25 protein-coding genes and 1 riboswitch are annotated in these 23,314 nt (G+C 45.9%); of the genes, 2 read left to right on the forward strand and 23 right to left on the reverse strand.

The features are described 5' to 3' along the window. Window positions 1-11 precede the first annotated feature (11 nt). Both BMY78_RS14545 and BMY78_RS14550 read left to right on the forward strand, forming a co-directional pair. Window positions 12-653 carry a thiamine diphosphokinase gene (locus BMY78_RS14545; protein ID WP_090899847.1) on the forward strand — a complete coding sequence of 214 codons (642 nt, stop codon included), beginning with the start codon at window positions 12-14 and terminating at the stop codon, window positions 651-653. A gap of 282 nt (window positions 654-935) precedes the next feature. Continuing rightward, window positions 936-1,436: a C40 family peptidase gene (locus BMY78_RS14550; protein WP_090899849.1), complete on the forward strand. Its 501-nt coding sequence runs from the start codon at window positions 936-938 to the stop codon at window positions 1,434-1,436. A 140-nt stretch (window positions 1,437-1,576) separates the two neighbouring features. On the opposite strand, the gene BMY78_RS14555 is transcribed toward BMY78_RS14550, so the two are convergent. The 23 genes from BMY78_RS14555 to BMY78_RS14665 form a co-directional block, all read right to left on the reverse strand. Further along, window positions 1,577-2,266 carry a winged helix-turn-helix domain-containing protein gene (locus tag BMY78_RS14555; protein ID WP_090899851.1) on the reverse strand — a complete coding sequence of 230 codons (690 nt, stop codon included), beginning with the start codon at window positions 2,264-2,266 and terminating at the stop codon, window positions 1,577-1,579. 173 nt (window positions 2,267-2,439) lie between these two features. Next, window positions 2,440-3,489, reverse strand: coding sequence for a MoeB/ThiF family adenylyltransferase (locus BMY78_RS14560; protein WP_090899854.1), 1,050 nt, complete (start codon window positions 3,487-3,489; stop codon window positions 2,440-2,442). After that, complete coding sequence (locus BMY78_RS14565) at window positions 3,486-4,253, reverse strand: thiazole synthase (RefSeq protein WP_090899857.1); 768 nt, start codon at window positions 4,251-4,253, stop codon at window positions 3,486-3,488. The genes BMY78_RS14560 and BMY78_RS14565 overlap by 4 nt, the downstream gene beginning before the upstream one ends. 3 nt (window positions 4,254-4,256) lie before the next feature. Then, window positions 4,257-4,460 (reverse strand): sulfur carrier protein ThiS, encoded by a 204-nt coding sequence (gene thiS / locus BMY78_RS14570; protein WP_090899859.1) that lies wholly within the window; start codon window positions 4,458-4,460, stop codon window positions 4,257-4,259. After that, the gene (gene thiO, locus BMY78_RS14575) at window positions 4,457-5,686 is read right to left on the reverse strand and encodes a glycine oxidase ThiO (protein WP_177185741.1); all 1,230 of its coding nucleotides are present in this window, start codon (window positions 5,684-5,686) and stop codon (window positions 4,457-4,459) included. Before thiO ends, thiS begins: the two co-directional genes overlap by 4 nt. Before the next feature lie 4 nt (window positions 5,687-5,690). Next, window positions 5,691-6,365 carry a thiamine phosphate synthase gene (locus tag BMY78_RS14580; protein ID WP_177185742.1) on the reverse strand — a complete coding sequence of 225 codons (675 nt, stop codon included), beginning with the start codon at window positions 6,363-6,365 and terminating at the stop codon, window positions 5,691-5,693. Window positions 6,366-6,603: 238 nt separating this feature from the next. Next, window positions 6,604-6,713: riboswitch (TPP riboswitch) on the reverse strand. Window positions 6,714-6,777: 64 nt separating this feature from the next. Further along, complete coding sequence (locus BMY78_RS14585; protein WP_090899868.1) at window positions 6,778-8,328, reverse strand: ABC-F family ATP-binding cassette domain-containing protein; 1,551 nt, start codon at window positions 8,326-8,328, stop codon at window positions 6,778-6,780. Between the two features lie 132 nt (window positions 8,329-8,460). Further along, a complete protein-coding gene (locus tag BMY78_RS14590; protein WP_090899871.1) occupies window positions 8,461-9,444 on the reverse strand; it encodes a hypothetical protein in 984 nt (327 codons plus the stop codon). Continuing rightward, on the reverse strand, window positions 9,431-9,982 hold the full coding sequence (locus BMY78_RS14595) for a hypothetical protein (protein WP_090899874.1): 552 nt from the start codon (window positions 9,980-9,982) through the stop codon (window positions 9,431-9,433). Before BMY78_RS14595 ends, BMY78_RS14590 begins: the two co-directional genes overlap by 14 nt. Continuing rightward, a complete protein-coding gene (locus BMY78_RS14600; RefSeq protein ID WP_090899877.1) occupies window positions 9,979-10,377 on the reverse strand; it encodes a hypothetical protein in 399 nt (132 codons plus the stop codon). The genes BMY78_RS14595 and BMY78_RS14600 overlap by 4 nt, the downstream gene beginning before the upstream one ends. A 16-nt stretch (window positions 10,378-10,393) precedes the next feature. Beyond that, window positions 10,394-10,879 carry an ABC transporter permease gene (locus tag BMY78_RS14605; protein WP_076289114.1) on the reverse strand — a complete coding sequence of 162 codons (486 nt, stop codon included), beginning with the start codon at window positions 10,877-10,879 and terminating at the stop codon, window positions 10,394-10,396. A gap of 54 nt (window positions 10,880-10,933) precedes the next feature. After that, window positions 10,934-13,000 (reverse strand): hypothetical protein, encoded by a 2,067-nt coding sequence (locus BMY78_RS14610; protein ID WP_090899879.1) that lies wholly within the window; start codon window positions 12,998-13,000, stop codon window positions 10,934-10,936. Then, a complete protein-coding gene (locus BMY78_RS14615; protein WP_090899883.1) occupies window positions 12,990-14,816 on the reverse strand; it encodes a P-loop NTPase family protein in 1,827 nt (608 codons plus the stop codon). The genes BMY78_RS14610 and BMY78_RS14615 overlap by 11 nt, the downstream gene beginning before the upstream one ends. Window positions 14,817-14,822: 6 nt before the next feature. Next, window positions 14,823-15,653 (reverse strand): CpaE/TadZ family protein, encoded by an 831-nt coding sequence (locus tag BMY78_RS14620; protein WP_090899886.1) that lies wholly within the window; start codon window positions 15,651-15,653, stop codon window positions 14,823-14,825. Next, window positions 15,650-16,363 (reverse strand): hypothetical protein, encoded by a 714-nt coding sequence (locus BMY78_RS14625; protein ID WP_090899889.1) that lies wholly within the window; start codon window positions 16,361-16,363, stop codon window positions 15,650-15,652. The genes BMY78_RS14620 and BMY78_RS14625 overlap by 4 nt, the downstream gene beginning before the upstream one ends. 68 nt (window positions 16,364-16,431) lie before the next feature. Continuing rightward, window positions 16,432-17,454: an SAF domain-containing protein gene (locus tag BMY78_RS14630; protein WP_090899893.1), complete on the reverse strand. Its 1,023-nt coding sequence runs from the start codon at window positions 17,452-17,454 to the stop codon at window positions 16,432-16,434. Window positions 17,455-17,480: 26 nt separating this feature from the next. Continuing rightward, window positions 17,481-18,959, reverse strand: a complete 1,479-nt coding sequence (locus BMY78_RS14635; protein WP_090899896.1) for a serine/threonine protein kinase — start codon at window positions 18,957-18,959, stop codon at window positions 17,481-17,483. Between the two features lie 179 nt (window positions 18,960-19,138). Beyond that, on the reverse strand, window positions 19,139-20,188 hold the full coding sequence (locus BMY78_RS14640; RefSeq protein ID WP_090899899.1) for an SAM-dependent methyltransferase: 1,050 nt from the start codon (window positions 20,186-20,188) through the stop codon (window positions 19,139-19,141). Between the two features lie 6 nt (window positions 20,189-20,194). After that, window positions 20,195-20,974, reverse strand: coding sequence for an ABC transporter ATP-binding protein (locus BMY78_RS14645; protein ID WP_090899902.1), 780 nt, complete (start codon window positions 20,972-20,974; stop codon window positions 20,195-20,197). After that, the gene (locus BMY78_RS14650) at window positions 20,971-21,288 is read right to left on the reverse strand and encodes a thioredoxin family protein (RefSeq protein WP_053780884.1); all 318 of its coding nucleotides are present in this window, start codon (window positions 21,286-21,288) and stop codon (window positions 20,971-20,973) included. Before BMY78_RS14650 ends, BMY78_RS14645 begins: the two co-directional genes overlap by 4 nt. Next, on the reverse strand, window positions 21,288-21,626 hold the full coding sequence (locus tag BMY78_RS14655; protein ID WP_090899905.1) for a cyclic-phosphate processing receiver domain-containing protein: 339 nt from the start codon (window positions 21,624-21,626) through the stop codon (window positions 21,288-21,290). The genes BMY78_RS14650 and BMY78_RS14655 overlap by 1 nt, the downstream gene beginning before the upstream one ends. Before the next feature lie 21 nt (window positions 21,627-21,647). Next, entirely contained in the window at window positions 21,648-22,496 is an 849-nt protein-coding gene (locus tag BMY78_RS14660) for a deoxyribonuclease IV (RefSeq protein WP_090899908.1), read from the reverse strand. Then, complete coding sequence (locus tag BMY78_RS14665; protein WP_090899911.1) at window positions 22,486-23,307, reverse strand: Fpg/Nei family DNA glycosylase; 822 nt, start codon at window positions 23,305-23,307, stop codon at window positions 22,486-22,488. The genes BMY78_RS14660 and BMY78_RS14665 overlap by 11 nt, the downstream gene beginning before the upstream one ends. Between the last annotated feature and the right edge of the window lie 7 nt (window positions 23,308-23,314).

Genomic DNA, 23,314 nt, shown 5'->3' on the forward strand with positions numbered 1-23,314 from the left:
GATGAAATAGAATGACTAAGAAACGAGTTGTTATTTTTACTGGCGGAAATCTCTCTCCCCAATTTCTAAATGAAATCGGTAAAGATGACATTATTATCGCGGCCGATCGTGGGGCTTTATTCTTAATAGAAAACGGGATTCAGCCACATATCGCAGTAGGAGATTTTGATTCCATTACCGAGCAGGAACGGGAGAGTGTACGAGATAACAGCGAACGGATAATCACCTGCGATCCGGTGCATAAGGATTTGACGGATACCGAGATGGCATTTGAAATAGCGTTGGATCTCGAGCCGTCTGACATTCTTATGTTGGGTGCAACGGGCACTCGCATGGATCATACACTGGCTAACGTACATATTATGGTCCGCGCTATGCAGCATCATATTTCCTGCACTCTGCAGGATGAACACAATTATATGATGCTAACGACCTCCGAAGCTGATGTGGAAGACCGTGGATATGAGTACATCTCCCTGCTCCCACTCACTAATGAAGTAACAGGTATTACGCTGGAAGGTTTCATGTACCCGCTTGATCAAGCAACTATACGTATGGGTCAATCATTGGGGATTAGCAACAAACTGCTCGGAAAGACTGGCACCGTCTCAATCGATAGCGGGTTATTACTCATTATTCAAAGCAAAGATTAACCTTCCGCTTATACTTATTACGTTTTTGTAACCTATGATTTAGATTAAAAATAATCAAATAAAACATCAAAGACCCTTGATATATCAAGGGTCTTTTCTATATTTGTAACGTTCAAGGTTCGTCAATGATTAATTTTTTGACATTTTTAATGGTATTTTAATAAACAAACCCAAACTGTTGCGGCCCTAAGGATGATCAGGTTCCATCCAATTTCTAGGCTGTTACAAAGCTGTTATACTCGCTCTAGCAACTAAACGAAAACGAATTTTGGAGGTACTCACATGAAAACAAACATCTTTGTCCAAAAGGCCGTAACCGTCGGGTTGTGCGCTACACTAGGTTTTGGAGCTGTATTAATGACGAATGCACCTGTTGCACAGGCAGCAAGCGCTTCTGTATCCACAGGACAACAAATTGTGAACTATGGTAAAACCTTTACAGGAACTCCATATAAATTTGGCGCTTCAACTTCAACTACACAAAATTTTGACTGCTCTTCATTTATGAAATACATCTTTAAAAAGTATGGTGTTGATTTGCCACGTACATCCGTTAAGCAATCCAAAGAAGGCGTAGCTGTATCTAAAGCTAATCTGCAAGTTGGAGATCTGGTCTTCTTCTCCAGCGGTAGTCGCTCCACAGGCTCCAATATTACTCACGTAGGCGTATATGCAGGCGACGGAAAAATTCTGCACACGTACGGATCACCAGGTGTAACTCTTTCCGACTTGAACTCGGGGAACTGGAAAAAAACATATATTAAAGCTCGCCGCGTACTGTAGCTCATATTTTGAAGATAAAGAAGCGAGTAGGGCCGGATCTAATGATCCGGTCCTTTTATATTTACCCAATGAAATTCTCAGCTCAAACAGGAGTTATGTGGAAAACAGGCAATTCGTTAGCCGCGGCGATACGACCGCTTTTATTGGGTATGAAGCATATAACCGACTCCACGCACGGTATGAATTAATTTGACGCTCCTTCCCTTATCTACCTTTACCCTTAAATGTTTGATATACACATCTACCACATTCGTATCCATTGCAAAATCATATCCCCATACTTCCCTCAAAATAACACTCCGGGGACATGCCTCGTTCACATGACGCGCCAAGAACTCCAGCAATTCGTATTCTTTCGGAGTCAACACCAGATATTCACCTGCACGACTTACGCGACGTGAACGCAGATTAACCTTGAGATCATGCACTACAATGACTTCTTCATCTTCCTGTGATGTATGCGAGAACACACGTAAAAGATTCCGTATTCTGGCCATCATCACCTTATCGTGAATAGGTGCTTCCATCACATCGTTAGCGCCATAATCGAGCAATTCCACAATTAATTCAGGCGATATCTTGGGAGTTATGACAAGCAATGGAGAAGTAACTCCTATGTGTACGAAGGACTCTAGTCCATTTTTTAGGGTAGCTTCATGGCATCCTTCATTTATTAATATGATCATATTGAGATTCGTGAGTGTTAGTTCAGAAAGACGGTTCAGATCTGTCCATTCCATTTGCTCGACTTGGTAGCCTTCAGCACACAGTATGCCTTGAGTAGAAGATACCAGCTCGCCCCTGCCAACCAGTAATATGGATGTTTTCATTTTTTTCACCCGGCCTGTCTTATACGCTGCTACATATTTGTTGGTTTAAATTACACTTGAACTCCACAATCTTGTGACCGTTGTGTATCGCAGCATTGTTGTATAGTTATCATGCCGTAAAATGAAAAAGTCCATTCCCGGAAGGAACGGACTCGGAACATTCATTTTCTTCTTTAACCAAAGTACCGATGAACCAGCGTACGCGCCTCTGCCGTATCTTTTGTGCCATGAACAAGGACGCGACCATCCTGAAAAATGACCATCCTGTGCGCTCCAGTTGTAAAAGAAACCAAAAACGGATTAGCCTCCACGCGGCCTTCCTCCAGCTTAACGAGGCGATCAGCCGTATGCTGTAGATCCAGATTCATTCGCCGTGAAGGGCGAATCTGTACTGTATCTCTGCCACATAGTACGTCGGTTTTTTCCAAGTTTGAGGCAGAGAGGTACGGATAGTTAGCCTTTGCTCCGCAGGATGGACAATCTTCTTTCCGGGCACCATCGACGTTAATGGATATGTATTCATTTCTCCACACATCGAATGATAACAATTTGCGTCTCAGCGCACCTGAATTACCACTGAGAAACTTCATCGCTTCCGCAGTCTGATTAGCTGTAACCATCTGCACCGCCTGAGGAATAATGCCTGACGTATCACAGGTGTCCCCACCTAACGGAACCTCACCTAATAAGCAGTTCAAACAAGGTGTTTCGCCAGGTAGAAATGTGTAGGTAATTCCATAACTGCCCACACATCCGCCGTAAATCCAGGGAATACGATACTTTTGAGACATATCATTTATTAATAGCCGGGTATCAAAATTATCTGTGGCATCCATGATCAAGTCTGCATTCTGAACCAGTTCCTCCAGTTCGTCTACTCTGACGTCCATCACTTTGGCTACAACCTCAACAGTAGAATTAATGTCAGATAGGCGCTTCTTTGCTGCCATCGCTTTGGGCATTCGCTGAATGGCGTCTTGCTCGATATATAATTGCTGTCTCTGCAGGTTGCTCCACTCCACATAGTCACGATCTGCAATGGTGATATGGCCAATTCCTGAACGTACCAGCGTTTCAGCAATGCCCGTACCAAGCGCGCCCGCTCCAACAATTAATACTCTGCTGTTATTCAATCGATGTTGACCTTCTTTACCGATAGGTGCATACCGTTCCTGTCTGGAATAGCGGTCTCCCTGTTCAGAAGATCGTGTCTGATTAGTCATGTGTGAACCATTCCTTCCGCGGGACTGCTCGCTGCTGCATAGCGCTTAACGGGAATCATGCCTGCCTCATAAGCCAGTCTACCTGCTTCAACCCCCAATCGCATTGCCTTCGCCATCTTCACCGGATCTCCGGATCCGGACACAGCCGTATTCAACAAAACACCGTCAGCTCCCAGCTCCATCGCATAAGCAGCATCTTTAGGTGCTCGAAGTCCTGCATCCACAATAACAGGAACGACGGCTTGTTCAATAATAATCTCCAGGTTATAGGGATTAATAATGCCTCTTCCCGCCCCTATCGGTGAAGCCCCAGGCATAACAGCATGTACGCCGAGTAGTTGCAATCGTTTGGCCAGCATAACATCGTCCGAGATATAAGGCAGTACCGTAAAGCCTTTTTCAAGCAAAATTTCGCAAGCTTTATAGGTTTCAATTGGGTCAGGAAGCAAAGTGATTCCATCGCCGATAACTTCTACTTTTATCATATCACAAAGCCCTGACGCTCGAGCAAGTTCAGCGATTCGCACAGCTTCCTCTGCTGTTGAAGCACCCGCTGTATTAGGTAGAAGGGTATACCTTTTCAAGTCCAGGGTGTCCAGAAAGTGCTGTTTGTTGCGCTCTTCCAGATTCAAACGCCGAACGGCGAACGTTAATACTTCCGTACCTGAGGCTTCAACCGCCTGGCTCTGCACTTCCAAGTCCGAAAATTTGCCTGTACCCATAAGCAATCTTGACTCAAACGTATAACTCCCAATCCTCAACATGATTCAACCGCCTCCCACAAAATGTACAATTTCAATTCGGTCTCCGTCTCTTAAAGTGGTCGTTTCATGATATTCCCGCGTTAAAATTTGACGATTCAACTCAACCACGACGGTTTTTACTTGCAAATTAAATGAATGGAGCAATTTGTCCACACGATTTAAGCTATCTTCAATTTGCATGGTTTGTCCGTTGACAATGATATTCACTGCAACATCTCCTTTGTGTTCAAACGTTCTGGACTAAGGTCCTGAATCCCCATCTCTTCCGAGGTTTTGCCACAAATCAAGTCAGCCATGAGGCTCGCTGTAATCGCACTAAGCAATATGCCGTTACGATAGTGTCCAAAAGCAGCGAATAAACCGGGAACACTTTCGCAAGCCCCCACATAAGGCAATCCATCCGGAGTCGAAGGACGGACACCCGCCCACGCTCGGATAAAATGGGCTTCCTTTATGCCAGGTACCCAGTTTGTTGCAGCTGCAAGCAGCTTCTGAATGCCTTGCACCGAAACGTTCATATCTGTTCTTCCAGGAAGGCTTGTTGCACCGATCCATACTTCTCCATTAGCTTTGGGAACAATATATATATCCTCTGCATACACCGTTTTGTCTGGCCTGTACCCGGCATGGTGAGGTGAAAACTGTACGGCTGCAATCTCTCCCTTTACTGGTAAAACAGGCGATTTCAGACCCACATGTCTCATCAATTCTTCACCATGTAACCCTGTAGCAATAATGACATTTCTCGATGTCATCGTTCCTATTGAAGTCTTGATCCCTTGCACTCCATTCACATCCGTATGCAAACGGACATCCTGTACACCTTCCATCACCCTTGCACCCATTGCTTGAGCCGATCTGACATAAGCCTGCGTTAAGTTGACAGGAAGAACCTCGCTCTCGGAAGGTCTGTAAAATGCTCCATACGTATCCCTGTTTAACCATGAAGCTTCCTGTTGGACAGCGACACGATCCCACCAAATATGTTCTGTAGATAAGGTAGACGATCGATTATTCTTGTAACTGCTGACCTCACTGTATGAGCGAAAAGGAGTAATAAAACCTTGCTGTTGCAGCCCCATTTCAACGCCGCTAAGCGCACTGATTCGTTCCTTCTGCTCATGAAGCAAAGCTCTGCTCTGCCGGGCAAGCTTTGCCATCACAGCATGAGTAAATTCCTCACTGTCAGCGGCAAGCATGCCTGCGGCTGCACAGGAAGTTCCACCAGCGATCCGAGCACGCTCAACCAGAAGAACGTCATAACCTCGGGTAGCGAGTTCACATGCGATAGCACAACCGATAACGCCTCCGCCTACAATAATGGTTTCTGCATGAAGCTTGCCTCGAAATTCTGCTCCAACTTTACTCCTCGATACTGTGCCTGGATGATACCCTGAACGATTCCCGCTTCGGCTTCTTGCTTCCTTTCTCATGGCATCATCTCCTTGGTTCGGCGTATTTCTCTGAATCCGTAATCGCCAGTCGCAATGCAGCGGCAGCCAGTTCCGGCTGATCATTCGTCCAAATCGACGAAATCACAGCGGCTCCACGGGCACCAGCAGTTCGAATGGCAGCAATATTCTCCGTTGCAATCCCACCAATCGCGATGACCGGAATTGAAACTTTAGCGCATACCTCTGCTAACGAAGCAAGTCCCCTGGGCTCGAAATTTGGTTTACTGGGTGAGGCATATACATGCCCGTAAAAGAGATAATCCGCTCCACGTTCTTCTGCAACTTTTGCTTCTTCCAGAGAATGAACCGATACTCCTACGCGAAGCCGATTGTTTCTCCTCAACACATCCTTATCGTATTTCCGAATAACTGCTTGACCCCAATGCACACCACCAAGCAACGCATGATGATCAAGCTGAGTGGAGCCATTCAGAATGATTCGGTTAAATGGGACACCTCGTGTTCTGAGACTTTGCGCCCAATACATCTGTTGCTCAAGGGGCAGCTTTTTTTCCCGTATGTGGATATAATCGACCCACCGCCATATATCCTTAGCAATATTCAGAAAAGAGTCCAAGTCTCCTGTACCTGGTGAAACCACATGCAGTTCGAATAATCGTGTTGTTAACTGTTCGTGGAAGATTTCCGTCCTGTTCACCCTCCTCTTGTATGATTTAAGCGGATATAAAACAACAAAAAAGCCACTCCCGTAGGGGAGTGGCCACGAATTTAGAATTCATGGATCAACTGAATGACTGTCGCATGGGATTACTCTATATATACATAATGCATAACAACTACAGAAACCAACATAGTCGCAACGCTGTATACTTAGAAACCGCATGAATCATCTTGCAGGCCATATCGCAAAGTTATCGATAACGCCCTTTGTCATTAGCTGAAACGCGCCACTTCCCTACGCTGGTATGATCCAGATCAGGTACAAAGGGTCCGGAATCGCATTCTTCCATCTCAGCCGCATCGTGCGGCCCCCCTAGTGTTCATATGAAGCTGTAGCCTATGTTACCATAGACACTTTTTTTTGTCACCGTACATTTCCATTTATTACGTTATTGTTTCTCGGACCAAGCTTCAACATCCCACGTTTTGGTAACCCAATCTTCATAAAAATCAGGTTCATGGGATACGAGCAGCACGGTACCCTTGAATTCTTGCAAGGCACGTTTCAGCTCTGCTTTGGCCGTTACATCCAAATGGTTTGTAGGCTCATCGAACAAAATCCAGTTACTTTCACGCATCAGAAGTTTACACAAACGAACTTTGGCTTGTTCACCACCACTAAGCGCGTTAAGCGGACGGGTGATATGCTCATTTTTCAATCCACAACGTGCGAGATGCCCCCGGACTTCATTCTGTGTCAGATGAGAAAATTCATTCCACACATCTTCAATCGGGGTAATGTTTCCTGCACGTACTTCCTGTTCGAAATAGGCTGTCTCCAAATAGTCACCCAAGAAAGTCTTACCGCTGATTGGTGGGATTTTTCCCAAGATGGTCTTGAGCAGTGTGGATTTACCTACACCGTTACAGCCAACAATGGCAATTTTCTCGCCACGCTCAATCGTCATCGTCATTTTGGGCAATAATGCATACGAATATCCAATTTCAAAATCAATGCCCTCAAAGACGGTTTTACTACTCGCCCGGGCATCCTTGAATTTAAATGTGGGTTTGGCCGCTTCGTCTGGACGATCGATCCGTTCGATCTTGCCGAGCTGCTTCTCACGGCTCTTGGCACGACCGGAAGTAGAAGCACGGGCTTTGTTCCGCTGGATGAAATCTTCCTGCTTCTTGATATACTCCTGCTGTTTCTCATAAGCATCAATATGCTGCGCCTTATTCATGTCGGCCATTTCAAGGAATTTGTTATAGTTCGCTGCATAACGCGTCAACTTGGCAAATTCCAGATGATAAATAACGTTAACGACCTCATTCATAAACTCCGTATCATGCGAAATCAGAATAAACGCATACGGGTAATCCTTAAGGTAACGCGTCAGCCATTCAATGTGTTCCACATCAAGATAGTTCGTTGGCTCATCCAGCAAAAGAGCAGTTGGTTTTTCCAGTAAAAGCTTGGCAAGCAATACCTTCGTACGTTGACCACCACTAAGCGCGGCAACGTCACGATCCAGACCGATGGCGGACAAGCCCAGTCCATTTGCCATCTCTTCCACTTTCACATCAATCAGATAAAAGTCACCTTGCTCCAATTGCTCCTGAATGTCACCCATTTCTTCCAGCAACAATTCGAGTTTGTCCGGATCGGCGTCTGCCATCTGATCGGTAATGGACATCATTTCTTTTTCCAACTCAAGCAAGGGCTGAAACGCATCCTTAAGCACATCACGAATCGTTTTTCCAGGTGTGAGCTTGGTATGCTGATCCAGATATCCATAACGAACTTTGGGGGTCCATTCGACCTTCCCTTCGTCCTTTAACAATTTCCCGGTAAGGATGTTCATCAGTGTGGACTTTCCCACACCATTAGCACCAACAAGGCCTACACGCTCTCCGGCAAGTAAACGAAAAGATACATTTTTAAATAACGTGCGGTCTCCAAAATTATGACTCACGTTCTCTACTGACAATAAACTCATAAGATGAGGTTGCTCCTATCTATTGGACATTACTATCGTTCCGAAACCCTATTTTAGCACAGGTGTCGCCTTTTCTGAAAGTAATGCAAACATCTCATGCAACCTCGCTTTTATATTTCATATAAACTGCCTTTAATTATTTGAACAGCTATACTCAAAATACCCTTGCGCTGCCGCTTGTTTGGCATTTGTAAACACTTCTTCAGCTCTGTAACCATTGTTACATGTGGATGGGTAATAGTATTTAATCGCACTTACCGGATCAACTCCGCCAACAATCGCCGTTTTCTTCACCAGTCTGCCACCACCAATGGCATAGTTGTTAAACTTTTGATTACCTACAGGAATTCCCTGAATAAACGCCATAAGCCCCGTGTCATTAATTGAATTGTACCAGTCTTCCTGAGAAATCAAAGGCATGGTAAAGGTATAGGAAACACCATTCCTTCTTGCAAACTCATTATGACGGTTAATAACATCTGCCAAATCTTCCTGCACACTTGTCACGATCCGGCTTCGTCTGACCTGCTCAAACGTCTCGGCATTCTGAAGCAGGGGGATTTGCGTGCTGGAGGCCAATTCTTTCTGGAAACCCTCCACCCACTTGCCCAAACCTGCGTCATAGGCATACACATACCCATCGAGTGTGAAATTAATACTGTTACCATTTGAATCAGAATATGTATAGGGCTTTTTGGGACTCCAAACTTGCCGGAATGACTCTTCAAGTTTTCCGGTCATTTCTGTTTCGATCGCGAAAATATAATAACCATCATAATCCAGCACGACTAATGCTGGAATGTAATTGAACATGGCCCGTATAGCAGCAGGATCATTTAAAATCCCCATATTTAGCGCCATTGTTTGGGTAAACGTAGCTAAGGCGAGCTCTTTGTCCGCTTTTACAAATTTGGTCGAATCATATCCTGCTTCATCGTTTTGCTTCTCATTTTGATGCATCACAGCCCCTGCATCCAGTACGGCACTCTGAAGTGCCATCTTATACCGATCGCTTAAATATTGAGCCTCTTGAACACTGTTTGTATTGTGAGAGATAACCCAGAATATAGGTGAAAAGATAAGTACAAATACAATGGAGAGATCAGTAATCTTCATTAAGCACCATACCTCCATATGTGGTAAACACCGCCGCAGCCTGTGCAGACCCGTTCAACCACTCACGAATCAGCATGGCAGGTGTGCGATTGGTATTTTTGATGGTTACTGTGAAGAAATCCCCCATTGCCAGTGTATATCTGCGCCCAGGATCGTCTAAAGCCTGCACACCGGACGAAGGAAACAGCTTTGCTTTAATTTGGGCTGCATAGTAGCCATCTTGTACAGTTTCATAGGTACCAGAGAATGTGCTCTGATCCATTGGATCTGAGTAATGAGGAACATATTTTTTGTGCAAGTGCTCCATAGAAATCTCATAGACGTTCCCCGTTCGAGCCATCTGTTCTTCGAACTCTGCATACATGGCAGGGGAAATGTATCCCTTTGTTCTGACCGCATCAACAAAACGGGTAACCGTCTGAACTACGGTCATACGTGCCATGTCATCCTGTCGATCAGCAGTTTCTGCTGCCGGGTAAACATAAAGCAAAATCACTGCCAGCAAAACAGCAAGCAGCTTGGATGCAGCATTAATCAAGGTGTACTGGCCTCCTTCCAAAATGCAATCTTCAGCAGTTCGCCAGCCTCACTTCTTATGAACTTGGGTGTATACGATGCAGCAAGCTGGACAGGAATAGTTTCTTTTCTGTTTACAAGGGGATCAATGACATATGCAATCCCGTCCACCTGCACGCTGACTGTTGTCCCTGTCATTTGCCTCACAGTGTGTAACACTTCCGCACCACTATAACGGATTGGCTCGCTTATATGCAGCGTGGTATTCAACCGTCCTTCCATGTCTGCTGTCGTCTGTACCAAGTGATTCAAAGCGTCTGATAGAATTCGAACATTCTGCTGCCCGTACAGGCAGGCTGTCACAAATAGGACAACCGCCGTACAGAACAACATGAGCTGCTGTGTATTCTGGGACATGTTAAACCAACTCCTGTCAGGATTGCTGGAAAATAAGCCCTCTTACCACATTGGATTTGTCTTTTACGATAATTGCTTTGAATTTACCACTTGGATTGACATATTGATTGTCTTTTTCACTCATGGTCTGGTTGATAACACCCACTTTCTCGTCAGGTTTAATAACAGAACCATAATCTGCATTATTGAGATCCTGGGAGATGTTCAACTGATTACCGTACCATTGTCCTCCTTTATTTTTACCTGTAATCACTTGAATCCCGAACTGGTCTTTGTCCGCATATTTACGCAGCGCGTTTGTGACTTGTGACCCACTAATGGTAGTTCCGTCATATACCGTAAATGCAGCTTGGGACAATTCGGTCTGGATATCGGCAAAATTGTTTTGCGCTGTTTTGGTCGCCTCCTGAGCCGAAATAAACAACAGAACTACAATTGTAATAAGGGCGATGGTCAGAAAGATGCCTGCTGCCACCTTTAAAGCGCTTGATGCATTGTTCATGATAAATCCTCCTGTATCGTTTTTAATTTATTTCAGACTGTGACGTAACGGTCGTTACAGTTTCTGAATCTGTTCATAATAAATGTTCATTTGCAGGAAACTCATACCTACCAGCGGAATGACCAGATAGAGGAAGATCAGGGCATACATCGGTGTAAACCCGATCATTCTTCCCCATGATGCTTTAACATCAATCATCTTGGTGTATTCCTGCTTCCTTTGTTCAAAATAAAAGGCCATCATGCTTTCCAGATCATCAAATGCTTCTCGAATCGAAATTTTCCCAAGTGCAAGTTGCAGCTTATCAACCAGACGCTGAAATTCAGGCAGACCTGCTTCTTCTTTCAACTGTTCAAGTGCATGCTCAGGCCCATGTTCAAAGTGCAGCAGACATTTTTGCAGCGGCCTTTTGAAAATAACAGCAAAGCGATTGAGCCATTCCAATATCTCCTCTACAGACATACGGTCCATCTCTCGCAAGATCGAGATAACCGTCTGAAACTGATAGATTTCATGCCTCATGTCCATACTTCTCATCTTGCGCTGGAACATCATTAGCCAGATCGGCATGTGATAACCCGTTATACCTACCAACATTGCAATAATTAATTCCCACCAGTGGAGGTATTGCTTGTTATAGCCTTCCAGCTTCTGCAGAATGCGTGCAATAGTTTCAGTCTGTGTGTCATGATCCAGTTGCACGGGATTTACGGACTGCAATGCTTTCGAAATCTCATCAAAAGTTGCACCCCGCTTCATTTCGATGCGCTCGAGTACAGCTTTATCCAAGCTTGTCTTTTCTGTAGCCTGCTTTAACTCCTCCTCTCCCATCGCTCCAAACATCCGGTCATCTCTCACGGGATCATATAAGATATGATTTCGTTCAACCTGATGCAGCACCAAGACACAGCCAATGGTCAGCACAAAACAACTTGCAAATAACATCAGCCTTCGTATAGCCAGCCATTCATATTTCAGTTCCGAGCTGCTTTCCCGCATCAGTCTTACGGTTTGACTGTAATTGGTACTGCCAGGTTTGGGCGCAAACAACATCGCCACCTTTCGAATGAACGTCTGCTTGTATAGGAACTGATCCATTCTGGAGTGTTTGCGTCCTGTCCGATAGCGGGTTTCATCATACTGCTGAAGTCTTTGCAAAAGCAGGTAGGCAAGTATGATAATGACGTAGATCGATATTTTGGTTACAAACCCGATTTTGCTGCGATAGAATTCATCCATAGTTGGAAAACTTCCCCTAGCCCAACGTTCAATTGGAGCTGTGAACAGGACGGGGGCCAGGGCGATGATATTCAACCCTTTTAACAGATAGTCCAGTTTGTCCCTCCGCAAAATCTCAAGATGAATTTCCTGCGTCAGATTCCCCAGGCCTTTCAAGTAAATCGAACCTTGTGCTCTGTCTTTATCTCCGAACTCCATCACCATATATGAAATACCGGCAAAACCTTTAAGAAAGCGATTCGGCGCAATCTCATAGTACCGTTCCAAAGCTTCGTTCGGATCGATAGAAGTCAATGCTTCATAGATCAACAGCACTTGATCAGCAGCCTCTCCTTTACCTGCTTCCGCTGCTTCATACAGTGCTTCCTCTACCATTCCATGCTGATGATACCGATGTCTCACGTCGGCAAACAGGTCCAGCATCTGTACCAACAGTCGTTTCTCCATACGATTCAAACACATATCCAGTACAAGGCTGTTCAGAACGACAGCGCAGAGTACCGACAATATGACAAAGGCGATACCCGGCTGCATAAGGAAAAGAATTACACTGATACTTCCGTATCCTCCGAGGATCATTAGAACCACGCTCATACTCATTCGTCTTAATGCTGGTTCATCTCCAACATGCCGGAATGAAATACGTTTCTGTACTTGCAAAATATACGCAGAGAGCAGCGGCACTTTCATGCCCCAGCGATAAGACTGTAACAGGAACGATCCCCACCGCAGCATACGATTGCCGTTAAGTGTAGCGATCCCTATGGATTTAGTTGCAGAGTCACCTCCTCTGTGACGTAACAGGTTCAGTACAAGTAGCGTGATTATCAAGCCACATGCACATATCCCCAGCACCAACAGAAGAACAAGCTTAACGGTCATAGGTATCACCCCAATGTTGCTTGATGAACTGCTCAAACAGCGCAGCGTCTTGTAGTGTCATCTGCTCCCGCATATCCGTAATACTTCCTATGGAGATCGGAGCTGTGACGACGTAATTGCCATCTCTATACTCGATCACATTGCGAAACGAAAATCCAGCCCGTTCTTCCACGCTATCCCCTTTATTCGCACGTGGCAGACACTCCGTGATTCGTTCGATATATCTTCGACCCTCTGCGTCCTTTTTCATATGTACATCAAAATTAATGACACTTACGACTTGCTCCTCGGCAATATGTTCATGTTGGAACATACCTGTTTTGAGCAGTGAATTACGGAGGGAGAAGACGAGATCACGAAACGTTTTGGCATGATGGGTAAACAGGGTGAACAGACTGGCAACCTGGGACATCTGAATCATCCATGCGGCTACTTCGTCACTTGCGACCTCACCGAGAATATTTACAGTACCATCGGTCTTTTTCTGTAAATCCAGTCCCTGTTGACCAGATATGTGCTCGGTCTCCCGGAAGCTTAGAATGTTACGTCGACTGTATATACGCCGCAGCTGTAACTCGAAAGCCATCTCCTGTACACGCAGGGTATATGAAGCATAAATATGCTTGACCATTGCCATAAGAAGCGTCGTTTTACCCGACCCCTGTGCTCCTGTTACAGCTGTAATTCTACTGCCTTTCATCAAATACTGCAGCAAATTGATTGGCAAATCTGCGTTGTTACCAGTAATCAGCTGTTCAAGTGAAGCATTAGGAATATCGAATTTCCGGACAAAGAATGCCCATGATTCGGCAAAGGGAGGACGCACAACAACGACGCGTGATCCGTCCTTCATCTCGTTTACCTTATATCCATTCGCTTCCGAAAGCTGTCCCGGATAGTTGTATTTATAAATATTTTGACATACCCTCTTCAGTTCACGGATACTGCCAAATGACAGGAAGGGCAGATGAATGGACTTACCTTTATAGAAAATCCAGACACTTTCCATTCCACTAAGCGGTTCTTCGAGGGGAGCATCTTCAAGTCCATCCGCGAGCAGATCATTCCACGAAGCTGGCTGCCGTAGCCCCATATCCTGAAGGGCATCCAGCATGCCGCTCACACCACCACTAACGCCATCTATTCGTTGATCTCTTATTTCATCAACCACCGAGAAGCCTTTGTAATGTTGGTAGATCCGTTGAACGATGATATCCGTTTTTTCTCTGAAGCCAAGCTCTCTGTACTCACATTCAAACACATATCGGATATCCTCCTCGGAGATATAGTAACTTCCTCCGTCGTCTGCACCTTCACCCAGCCTCAGTCTGCCAAGATCATAAGTGTCTATCATGCGCGACAAAGCATCGACACCAAATTGCTGCCGGTATAGATAAAACACGATTTCGAATTGATCCTGAACCGTCAGTAACTCAGTGTCTCCAAAATAAATGACTTCATCGATATTTGACTTATTCAGTCCTAGGCTGCGGGTAAGCAGATCACCTATCAGATTTTTGACATATGTTTTGTCACTGATGCTTCCTGATACACAACCTTTAAGCGCCTTGCGCATCTCGGCACGCTGATTGATTCTTCGCCGATACTCTTCTTCATGTAATCCGGCATCCGCAAGTTGACTATGACTAAGCTCATGAAGCGAGTTCTTTACTTTCTCCGTCAGCAATTCAATTGTGAAGGATTCGCGCTCAGGAGCACGGTTATTCTTTTCACGATGGGAAGCTCTGAACTTGAACCAAACATACGCAAGGCATAACAGCAAAACTAAAATTAACCATAGGGTATTCCAGAGCATCAGAGTTCAGGCTCCCCTTTCCAACCTCTTTAGTACGGTTCGCATCCCCGCCCCGTCCATAATGAGGCGAGCAAGTTCAGCCATACTTGCGGCAAAGCTCCCTTTACGCATATCTTTATTGTTGCTCAGACCTTCCAATTGCAAGTACGCTGCCGCATCACGACGATTGAAGGCATCCAGAAATCCGGTGGTATACGGCAACACCGATATCGATCCTTTGTATCGAAAACGCCGACGAATATTGGTAATGGTTGCGCGTGAATGTGGGTCATACTTATTCAGTACGACATGCAGCTTCTGATCACCCAGGCTTTCGGGTCTGATCTTTTCAAAAAAATACTCCAGATCCCTCATATTTTGATTTAGGTTCACCACAACATAGTCGGCTTGATCCAGCAGAACCTGGTCACGTATACCTGCACGGTCTGCATCCAGTAGAACTAGATCATAATATTCATTGGCTACGTGCAGCAGCGTTTTTAATGTCTCTACATGCTCTTCTGAGGAACGCTCCAGCCTGTTAATCCTGCCAGTCAACAAATCCAGACGATCTTTGAGGAGCGGCTTGGTGTAGTCCCTCAAATTATGCTTGTTCAGACTCCCGCTGGTATGCAGCCGTTCCACAGCATCCCAACCCCCTTCCTCAAACGTGAATGCTGATCCCGTGTCCTCTATTTCTTTAGGTGGAAGGGCAGCTTCTGTGCTGCTCCCGACTGGACCTGTATTTACAAGTAAAATTCTTGTCCTATATTGTAGTGCCATCGCATAGGCGCTGATTAGCGCACTTGAGGTGCTGCCTGTTCCTGCAAAAGGACTCCAAAACGTAATGCTGCTCATGCCCTCATCCTTTCAGCTTCTTTAATGGCCCTGCGACTCTGGACATTTTCCCATCCGGTCAACTGCTCCACTAACCTGCATAGCGATCTTTTATAGTTCCGTGACAATGGCCCCAGGCGAATACGACGATGATGCTCGTTTTCCAGTTTGACTGCTGCAGTCAGTTCATCCCAAGGCAATATCAGCGATTCTCCTGTCCATACAAATGGGCTGTCTTCCAGATACGCCCACAAATATCGAGCTTCCAGTTTGCAATCAACGGCATTAATCAAAATGCGCTGAAATGGTAGTTCTGCTGGCAGGGACTGCTCCTCAAGCAAACGCTTGAGCCACCCTTTGCCCCGTTCTAGATTGTAACGTTCATAGTCACTGACCCAGACACGAGTATCTGCCATGAGCCATAGTTCACGTGATGCAAAGTGCGATGTTTCCATGTCGTAAAGAACGTAATCATAACTCTCCAATTTCTCGCCATTCGCTTCAAGATGACTCTCAACCGCTGTTGAAGTTACGAACTGACATGCGATATCAAAACCTTCAAATTCTGTAATACGCAGAGATTGCTGACTTTCCCCAACGCCGTATCCATATTTCTGTTGTAATGTTCCATCAACAAGCAAGACACGTTTACCGGAGGAGGCTAGTATTTTGCAAAGGTACAGCATCAGGTCATTCTTCTCGCATAACCCGGCAAAAATCCATGTTTGCATAGCTATCAAAGCTCCTTCATGTTACTTTTATACGTTGTTAAATGAATATTAATTGTTCTTCCTGCGTTTTACTCCCCGCCCGTCAGCAAGCTTTTCTGCTCATCCGTACTCGAAGCTGACGCAGAAGAATCATTGCTGCCACTTCCAGTCGCTCCACCGTTACCTGAACCGTCATTCCAGATGACCCCATCAGTAGATGAAGAGTTATTCGCTCCAGGGCGACTATTATATGAAACGGAGGACTGCGCAACGTCCTGCTCCACACCTTGGGAGGGCGCTGAGATGGATGCGGCGAGTGAGCTTTCTAACGAACTTCGTACCTGCCGCGCCAACTCGACTTCAGCCCGCCGCACAAGATTAGGATCACTCTCCAGCAGTTTTAACACCTCATTGTTGGCAGGGTATGTCGGGATCGCTGGTGTCTGGAACTGTGGTTCTACGTAGGTTAAGGCATAGATTGAAGCTTTATGTAAATAGGCATCTACAATTGCACTTGAAAGGGACAGGATCTCCTCCTCCGTCATCGTAATCCATAGTGTAGCTGCATTTAATCTTTCGACTTTCTTTTTGGACAGGAGAATGTAGTCTTGACCCGTTGGAAACTGAATACGAATATCAATGATGTCTCCCTTAATAAGTGAAGAAGGTAATAACACAACCTGTAGTTCACGGTTTCTTAAATCCGGCGGTGCCGGGGTATCTTCATACACCATTTCAGTTGTAATGGCAGTTCCCTTTTTTAATTCTATTTTCGCCACTTGACCATCCATCTGCTTGGAGCTGGACCACAGATTCCTTGGTGCCTGTGCATCTGGAACGGCTATGAGTTTGATATCCTCGGGCAATATCGGCTCTCCTGCTTCAACATCCCGTATTGTCACCCATCCCTGTGCCCCTGAGTTCCACTGCTGCATCAATTCAGCTTCTTTTTGTTCGTAGGCTGATGAATAACGGGCCTCCACTTCAGCCCTCGTATCACTCATGGTTTTGACATTGTAAATGACATATGCCCCAAACAGCAAACCGATTGCTCCTGCTCCCGTCAGCCCAGCATAAATCAGTTGACGGCTTTGTTTTCTTAATTTAGACAAAAGAGGCTCTCCTTTCGCAATCTCTTCTAATCATGTACTCTTTTTCTTGCAAAGAATGAACGTTTCTTAGGAAGCTGCCCAATCATATGAGTCAGAATATGAGCAAAAACCTTATCCACCTGTGGTTCACGATCAAAGGGATCGATATGTAAAGGCAATCCATATACACTCGAAGTGTCCAACGTTTTGCGCATGCGCTGAACGGCGTCAGCTGCTGCCAGTGGCAGACAGTAGATCCATTTGTCTCTTGGGTACCGATTGTGTGAACGGACAAAAGATCCAATCTCCGCTTGTCTCCATTCGGCACCCGAACCTATAACAATGGGCAAGTCGGCTCTGAGAAACTCTTCTAGCCGGTTCTGATCCTGACCACTGCCCAGATCCATCACAATGAACTGATAGCTGCCTCCCAATAAAGATAGGATGTCTGCACGTCCCGATTGTTTCCAGTAATGTACACCATCTACTGCAAACTGTCTGCCTGCTGGCACGGGTTTACCTGCATGCGCCACTTGTTGAATCCGTGCAAACGATTGGGAACGTGGTGACATCTCGATTATGGCCACTTTGAAGTTCTGCCGCTCCAGATAGTGACTGATGGCTATGGCCGTATGCGTAACTCCAACTCCAGATGATGCCCCCGTCAAAGCGATTACTCTGGTCCCTCCGCTTATCGTCACTGTCGTTTCTGAACTTACAGACGCTATTCCCGGTCTGCGCAGCAGCTCCTTACGAACTTCATCAGCCGATTGAAAGCGTTCATTCGGATTCAATCGCAACAGCCTTCTCACAACAGGAATATAGGTACGCGGAGCATCACTGCGAATGGAACTCTCTACTCCCTGAATCCATTCCGTATATGTCCCACAAGTCATGAGATAGAGCAGCAATGCTCCAAGCCCGTACAGGTCAGAACGTGCATCCGTCTGCCCTGAACCATATTGTTCGGGTGCAGCGAAGCCGGCCGTTCCCAATTTAACCGTATCATCGACTCTTTGTGCTTTATAACTCCGCGCTATCCCAAAATCAATCAGTCTGACTTCATGTTCCGGTGTAATCATAATGTTGGATGGTTTCAAATCCCGGTAGATGACAGGCGGGTCCAGACTGTGCAAATAACTTAATACATCCAGCAACTGAAGCACAAACTCCGTCATATGTTCAAGCGGAATCTTCCCGCGACATTGCTTGAAATAGTCACTAAGTGTCAACCCCTCAATGTACTCCATCACAAGATAGGTATACCCGTGCTCATCCGGGACAAAAAAATCTACGATTTGCGGCAATCTGGGATGCCTCAGAGATGTCAGGAGAGCAGCTTCAGACTCCATACTGCCTTCGTATGGCATCGCCGTCACGCTTTCTTTGATCGCCCAGGTTCTGCCTGGTAATTTCAAATCCTCTGCTTCATATACATGGCTCATTCCACCCGAACCGAGAATGGATACGATACGATATCTTCCTCCCAGCAGGCTTCCACGCTCGAGCCTGGCCGGATGTCTCATATAGACTCCTCCTTGTATGCATAACAAAAAAGGGAAAGCTTCACCGAAGTGGAACAGACCGGATATCCGGACTCTTCACTTCGGGATGCTTTCCCTCAACTTGTTATGGTTAATATTGGTATCATTATAGTATAGGCAATAAGGTATTGTAAAGCATAAAATTTAATGCCTTTAATATCTTAATACTTAATCATATATAGCGTGATTTCTTCACGGTTGTGAAACAACTGTTTGGAACGCTGAATCTGCATCCGGGAGCGCTCAAATGTATCGATGACTTCTTTAATCAACGCAAGCGGCTTCTTATGCAGTAACTTCACGGTCACAACTGCTGTTCCCCCTGATTGAAGGCTGTATAACAGGTCCGATATAAGACGGCTCATCAGCTTGGGACTCCAGCTCATATCACATACGAGCAGATCGAATTCTCCTTCACGGAAACGTACATCACCTGCATTTTTTTTCAAAAAGGTGAGCCTTGGCGATTCCAGCAGGGTTGCATCCATCTTAGCCGGATCAACAGCTGTAACTTCAAGCCCGCGCTCAAGCAGGAAAGAGGTCCATCCACCTGGTGCAGCACCGATGTCCAATGCTTTGTGAAAAGAAGTAAAGTCGATGCCGAATGTCTGCTCCGCTTCAAGCAATTTGAATTTGGCCCGAGAGATTTGTCCCTCTTCCTTCTGAAAACGAACTGCTCCGCCACTCCAGTCCGACAGATTTTGATCAGGTCTGGATACACCGGCATATAACATGTCATCCGCAACGAAGACAGATATAACATGATCCGCATCACGGACAACCCACTCACATCCAAGGTCATCCAGCTTCTCAGTCAAGAGCTGTTTCAATGAAGCAGCGTTCTCCTGCCAGAAGGCACCTTCGGTTTTACGAACCTGCAATGCAACTTTAGTGCCTGTTAACTCCGTATGGTTCAACACAAATGAAATCAATTTTTCCATTGCTTGCGCTGAATCTTCCGTATTTTCCTGAAATTGAACAGGTTGAATATGACGTAAAAACGTCGGGCTTGCTTCCAAAAGCTTGATCGCTACCTCTTCTTCCGCAATCGGAAGACCGGCAAGCAGAATTTCACCTGGTACGAGTACCGTGCTCTTAACTGCCCCAAACGTACGGCGCAATTCCTCCTGAGCATAGGGCGCAAAGCCATGATTGGCTGTGCAGATAAAACGGGAGAAGTCTCCTTCACCCCAAGATGACTGTGTACTCAAAATGTGTTACCCTCCAGAACGTACGCGGATCCAGGGACGTCCATCATCCCACTGGATATCAACCGGAACATCGTACGTATGCTTAATTGTATCTTGTGTTAAAACTTCATGTTTGGGACCTGCCGCAGCAATACGTCCATCGCGGATCAAGGCCACATGTGTGAACAAAGGTACGATCTCTTCAACGTGATGCGTTACATAAACGACAGTGATATTACGCTTACGCAATCGATCAATTTCGGCTAGCATTTTCTCACGTTCATATAAATCAAGTCCAGCACAAGGCTCATCCATAATCAGCAATTTGGGATCTGCCATCAATGAACGAGCCAGCATTACTTTTTTGCGTTCCCCTTGAGAAAGGGTGCCGAGCGGATGATTAGCCAGTTTTGCAAAGCCCATTTCATCAAGCAGTTTCATCGCTTTGGCTTTCACATCATCCGGAATCGTCTGATAGAAACGCAAAAAAGCATAAGCTCCTGTTGCGACAACTTCCCATACCGGATCTCGAGGTGTCAGTTTCTCAATCAATGTCTGACTGATATAACCAATCTCTTTCCGAACCTCCCGCACGTCACATTGACCATACAGGTTGCCCAATACTTCAATGCGCCCCTGACTCGGGAACATATATCCATTCATCATTTCCAACAGCGTTGTTTTACCAGAACCATTTCGCCCAAGAATCACCCAATGCTCGCCTTCTTTAACATGCAGATGAACGTCATCCAGAATCTGATTGTCTTCCCGTCTAAGAGAGACATGCTCCATCGAGATTACACTCATTTTAGCACCGCCTTTCGGATTTCCCCTAACAGATGCTCAACAGAGTTCATCCGATAGACCATTCTGGGCACATCATGTTCTCCATCAAATAGCATAACCGCAGGCACGCTTGAAATCTGAAACTGCTGAACAAGTTCCGGGATATCGTGAATATTCATCTCGGTCAGAATCCCTTCGGGCAGCAGATGTTCGGCGATCTCAAGCATTCGACGTGCTGCTGCGCAAGTTCCGCACAGCGGGGTATAGATAAATACAGCTTGAGGCATGCCTTCCCATACTCCACGCATTAACATTTTGGTCGTAATCGGCTTCATCAGCTTTCTTCTCCTACAGCAACACGAAGCATAACCTCACCCGACATCGGACCATTATGGACGGTGACAGAGTCTGGTTTATTGCTGTACAACAATTCGTACATTTGACGTTTGCCATACATGCTGGACGTGTGCAAATAGATCTGACGTGGAAACAAACCTTCCCGGACGATCGAAGCAGCAACTTCTCCGCCATTCGGCGAATCTGGACCCAATTCATAATCCAGAGATAGAATGTCCACATCACCTTCTCTAAGCAGCATCAGGCACTCTTCTGCATTGGTAGCCAAAACAAACCCTTTCGGACATGCCCGGTAATCATCCAAAAAAACATGCATTACAATCGCTCCTCTCCCCATTTAAAGCCAGGAACGCATGAGCTCAATGTCTCCACGGTGTGTTCCATCTTCGCCTGATTCGGTTTCCAGCACAACTACCGCTTGCTGAAATTCAGGCGCACATAACAGTTCCTGCATCGCTTTTTTTCCTATATAACCCTGTCCAATCCGTGCATGTCTGTCCTTGCATGAACCGGAAGGATATTTCGAATCATTAAAGTGAACAGCCGCAAGAGCATCCCAATATCCCAACAATCTGCCTTTCTCCAGCATGGATGTCTCATTGCCTGACGTCCACATGCCTGAAGCAAAAGCATGACACGTGTCAAAACAAAAAGCAATATGTTCAGGATACCGGCTTAGCTTACGAATCTGTATCAATTCTTCCATCGTTGTCCCCATGGGACCATGATCTCCAGCCTGATTTTCAAGCAGAACCTTAGCCTGTCCATTCCAATCTGCTAAAGCGGTATCCAGACAGGATATGAGATTCTGATATCCTTCAAGTGGTTCATTGCTCTTGAGATGTCCAAAGTGAACTACAGTCCCTACTGAACCACAGGCATCTGCAATATGCAGATCATTTTGTATCGATGCGATGGTTGCATGAAAACCCGCCTCTCCTCGGGTTCTGCCCAAAGCCGGATTCGTGGGATAGGGTGAGTGGGCAATGGAAGATATCCCTTGCGTCTCACACCAATCCCGACACTGTTCAGCATCTTTGAGGTCCAGTTCTTTCAAGCCAAGGCTCCGCGGGTTCTTCGGAAAATATTGAAATGCCGTAGCCCCCATATCATATGCCCGTTTGGCTGCCTGTAGAAATCCACCTCTGGTGCTGACATGTGCCCCGATTCCGCTTTTAGGCCTCATGCTGGCAATCCGGACAGAAAAAAGCCTTCTTGCCCGTAATTTCCACGCGTGCTATCGTTCCCCCACAACGAGGGCAAGTTTCCCCTTCACGATCATACACTCGACACTGCTCGTCAAAACTTCCCGTCTTGGTGTCTCCCTGCATCAGCGGCATTTCCATATAACCGCCTTCCGATGCAGCTTCCCGCAACACGGATTGCACAGAATGGTACAAACGTGCTGTGAGTTCAGGCGAAGCGGCAATATTTTGCGTCTTGGAGCTTGGTCTCAGGCCTGCTGCAAATGCAATCTCATCTGAATAACAATTTCCGATGCCTGCAATAATGTGCTGGTTGACCAGTGTAGTTTTGAGTGTCCCCCGACGTCCTTTCAACAGGGCAGCAAAACGTTCTGCATTCATGCGCCGATCAAGAGGTTCAGGTCCAAGGTCAGACATAGCCTCTTCCGTCTCTTTGGAAGTAAGCAGATGCAGATATCCTAAACGGAGCCCGATAAAGAATAACGTATATTCTCCAAACTGAATTTCCACTTGAGTGGAGCGATCAGGACGTTCAGCTTCTGTGCCCCAGAAAATCATTCCACCCAGCATGAGGTGCAGGACAAGCCGCTTACCATTAGCCAGGTGAAAGATCAGATGTTTGGCCCGGCGCTCTACAAATATGATACGATTGCCTGTCAGTTCACGTGTGAACACATCAGGATCGATATTAATCGACTTTTCACGGTTAACCACCACACCTGTAATCGGCAAATCGAGTATTTTCTCGGACAGCAAGGTCCGGTAGTTTTCCATTTCCGGCAATTCTGGCATCGTACAT

Source organism: Paenibacillus sp. OK076, from assembly GCF_900110055.1.
Lineage (GTDB): Bacteria > Bacillota > Bacilli > Paenibacillales > Paenibacillaceae > Paenibacillus.

Bases quoted from the DNA above. Each gene is read 5' to 3' on its own strand.
- BMY78_RS14635 (WP_090899896.1), bottom strand. From the start codon at position 18,959: ATGAGACATCCGGCCAGGCTCGAGCGTGGAAGCCTGCTGGGAGGAAGA.
- BMY78_RS14665 (WP_090899911.1), bottom strand. From the start codon at position 23,307: ATGCCAGAATTGCCGGAAATGGAAAACTACCGGACCTTGCTGTCCGAG.
- BMY78_RS14550 (WP_090899849.1), top strand. From the start codon at position 936: ATGAAAACAAACATCTTTGTCCAAAAGGCCGTAACCGTCGGGTTGTGC.
- BMY78_RS14650 (WP_053780884.1), bottom strand. From the start codon at position 21,288: ATGAAGCCGATTACGACCAAAATGTTAATGCGTGGAGTATGGGAAGGC.
- BMY78_RS14565 (WP_090899857.1), bottom strand. From the start codon at position 4,253: ATGTTGAGGATTGGGAGTTATACGTTTGAGTCAAGATTGCTTATGGGT.
- BMY78_RS14615 (WP_090899883.1), bottom strand. From the start codon at position 14,816: ATGCTCTGGAATACCCTATGGTTAATTTTAGTTTTGCTGTTATGCCTT.
- BMY78_RS14645 (WP_090899902.1), bottom strand. From the start codon at position 20,974: ATGAGTGTAATCTCGATGGAGCATGTCTCTCTTAGACGGGAAGACAAT.
- thiO (WP_177185741.1), bottom strand. From the start codon at position 5,686: ATGAGAAAGGAAGCAAGAAGCCGAAGCGGGAATCGTTCAGGGTATCAT.
- BMY78_RS14660 (WP_090899908.1), bottom strand. From the start codon at position 22,496: ATGAGGCCTAAAAGCGGAATCGGGGCACATGTCAGCACCAGAGGTGGA.
- BMY78_RS14625 (WP_090899889.1), bottom strand. From the start codon at position 16,363: ATGCAAACATGGATTTTTGCCGGGTTATGCGAGAAGAATGACCTGATG.
- BMY78_RS14590 (WP_090899871.1), bottom strand. From the start codon at position 9,444: ATGAAGATTACTGATCTCTCCATTGTATTTGTACTTATCTTTTCACCT.
- BMY78_RS14605 (WP_076289114.1), bottom strand. From the start codon at position 10,879: ATGAACAATGCATCAAGCGCTTTAAAGGTGGCAGCAGGCATCTTTCTG.
- BMY78_RS14620 (WP_090899886.1), bottom strand. From the start codon at position 15,653: ATGAGCAGCATTACGTTTTGGAGTCCTTTTGCAGGAACAGGCAGCACC.
- BMY78_RS14560 (WP_090899854.1), bottom strand. From the start codon at position 3,489: ATGACTAATCAGACACGATCTTCTGAACAGGGAGACCGCTATTCCAGA.
- BMY78_RS14655 (WP_090899905.1), bottom strand. From the start codon at position 21,626: ATGCATGTTTTTTTGGATGATTACCGGGCATGTCCGAAAGGGTTTGTT.
- BMY78_RS14585 (WP_090899868.1), bottom strand. From the start codon at position 8,328: ATGAGTTTATTGTCAGTAGAGAACGTGAGTCATAATTTTGGAGACCGC.
- BMY78_RS14555 (WP_090899851.1), bottom strand. From the start codon at position 2,266: ATGAAAACATCCATATTACTGGTTGGCAGGGGCGAGCTGGTATCTTCT.
- BMY78_RS14600 (WP_090899877.1), bottom strand. From the start codon at position 10,377: ATGTCCCAGAATACACAGCAGCTCATGTTGTTCTGTACGGCGGTTGTC.
- BMY78_RS14610 (WP_090899879.1), bottom strand. From the start codon at position 13,000: ATGACCGTTAAGCTTGTTCTTCTGTTGGTGCTGGGGATATGTGCATGT.
- BMY78_RS14545 (WP_090899847.1), top strand. From the start codon at position 12: ATGACTAAGAAACGAGTTGTTATTTTTACTGGCGGAAATCTCTCTCCC.